At 31.8% G+C, this 2,189-nt stretch carries 3 protein-coding genes; all 3 read right to left on the bottom strand.

From position 1 onward, the window contains the following. Positions 1–141, bottom strand: a 141-nt coding sequence (locus ACFIO3_RS11975) for a fumarylacetoacetate hydrolase family protein (protein ID WP_375704519.1), incomplete at its 3' end; no start/stop codon positions are given. Continuing rightward, on the bottom strand, positions 134–1,123 hold the full coding sequence (locus tag ACFIO3_RS11980) for a C-terminal binding protein (RefSeq protein ID WP_375608262.1): 990 nt from the start codon (positions 1,121–1,123) through the stop codon (positions 134–136). The genes ACFIO3_RS11975 and ACFIO3_RS11980, both read right to left, overlap by 8 nt. Further along, on the bottom strand, positions 1,120–1,839 hold the full coding sequence (locus ACFIO3_RS11985) for a 2OG-Fe dioxygenase family protein (protein WP_375608263.1): 720 nt from the start codon (positions 1,837–1,839) through the stop codon (positions 1,120–1,122). The genes ACFIO3_RS11980 and ACFIO3_RS11985 overlap by 4 nt, the downstream gene beginning before the upstream one ends. Positions 1,840–2,189 lie beyond the last annotated feature (350 nt).

Here is a 2,189-nt window from a genome sequence, read left to right on the forward strand (position 1 = left end):
ATTAGGAAGATAAATTTCATGACCTAAAATGAGAGAACTATTTGGTTTGCTAAAGATAACAGGTTCATCTTCAACAACATTGCCAAGTTCATGGGCATGTTCCACATAATTGCGCCCAACGCAGTAAATATTGTTAATCATAGGAAATTACCAAGTTTTTCATTTTCTTTTTGTATAGGCAAGATACAACTGTTGAAACAATATCTTTTCTCATATCGATGTGTGAGCTTTCTGAAAAATACGCATTGTGTGGATTAATGACCAATCTTGAGGATAACCAGCTAGCGTTGTCTCTCCAAGCTTTAATAAGAGGATGGTCATTTGGTGGTTCCACGGGAAGAACATCAAGGAATGCATGAAACTCAGGATTTTCCTTTAAATGCTTTTCTAAGCAATCAAAATCGCTGAGGATTTTTCCTCTTGCGGTGTTCACTAAAATAGCGTTTTTCTTCATCTTTTTAAGGAATTCTGAATTAATCATTCCTATTGTTTTGTTTGTAAGAGGACAGTGTAGTGATACCACATCAGATTTTTCTAGAAGGGTATTTATATCTTCTAAAAGTTTGAAGTTGAGTGATTTAGCAAGACCTTCATCAATGTATGGATCATAGACAATTACCTTGAATCCAAAAGGCCTTAACCGTTCTAGTGTTGCTTTTCCTATTTTACCTAGCCCAATCAATCCAATGGTTTTATGCTTTGGACGGAATGTTTTAAGATTGTTTTCTTGCCATGTTTTATCATATTTTTTTGCTAAATCATTATGTCTGGATATTTGCCTGCATCCTTCCAAAATCATTGTTAACGCAGTATCAGCTACTTCATCTATACAATAAGACGGGTTGTTAGCAAATTCAACACCGTGCTTTCTCAGCTCTTCGTAATCTACTTGGTCATAACCGATACCAAATCGTACTGCTATTTTACATTTACGCAATTTCTTGGCTGTTTTCTCTGTTATTTTTGCATGCCAGATCAATAAGGCATCAATTTCTTCCAGAATTTCATCAGGAAAGTCGTCTTCATTTAAAGAGTTGAAGAAATAAAATTGAGCACCCAAGTCAGTCAGCGGTTTTTCAAATTCACTTATTTCAGTTACTCTATCGGTTATCGCAATTTTCATTGTAGTTTTTCTCTATAATCGATAACCATTAAATCCCTGAAACCTTCTTCATCATTTATTGACGAAATTGCAGATGCTGAATGGTACATTTCCATATCATCGAGTAGTATACTCTCTAAGTTTCCTTTCAAAACGATCTTTTTTATTTTATTTTTGTTTTCATCATAGATATATGATGTACCACCTTCAATATTATATCTATTGATCATGTGCATACTTATAAATGTATGGCCATCTTTATGAATACCTTCAGGTGTAGGATTTCCTTGTATTCCTTTTTTTGATTCAATGCGGAATTGGTGCACGAAAACATCCCATATATTGCTTTCTTTATTTTTATACATCAAAAAAGCTTTCAGTGTATTTTCAATGATTTTTCGTAATATAATATTAGATGATATTATGTCTAACATTTTGGGCAGTTTTCTTTCAATCCCACCTGCATAACTATTGATTTCAGAACTCTGAAAAAAAGTATTATCATCTAAAAAATCTACTGTTTTATTAGTTATATCTACGATAAATTTGCCGAAGCATCTTCTCCTGTAGGTGTCACCTTTTTTCATGTAAGGATCAATTGGCAAATAATCCCAGCTTTGCTTCAGACGAGCTAAATCGGTTATCTCATTTGCTTTTATATTTATTTTTTCAGAAGGTATATGGGAAAATTTATTTTCTTTTAATTCGTCAACGATTTTATCTATGTTTATAAACATATACTCCCCCTTTTTTTCTATATTAATAAGATCTTTATATATTACTTTTAATAATTAAAAAAGTCTATATCAAATAAAGGCATTTTTTATGAATAAGCTATTATTTTTATAGTTCATGATCTTATTATCTTGAATGATAAAATATTTGTAGTTTTAAGCAACAGTATTATAAAGCTTAAGTGGCTTAAGATATTAGCACGGTTTACAGCTATATAGGGTGATATTCATGAAAACTTATATTCTAACTGATATTGCACAATGAGTCGATGATAAGGCCATGTTTGGTCCCGGTGAGATGACTAAAAAAAATGAAACAATGAAAAAGGTTAGTATTTGATGACTCATTCTAC

This window comes from Bartonella sp. AD328YNZD (assembly GCF_042196425.1).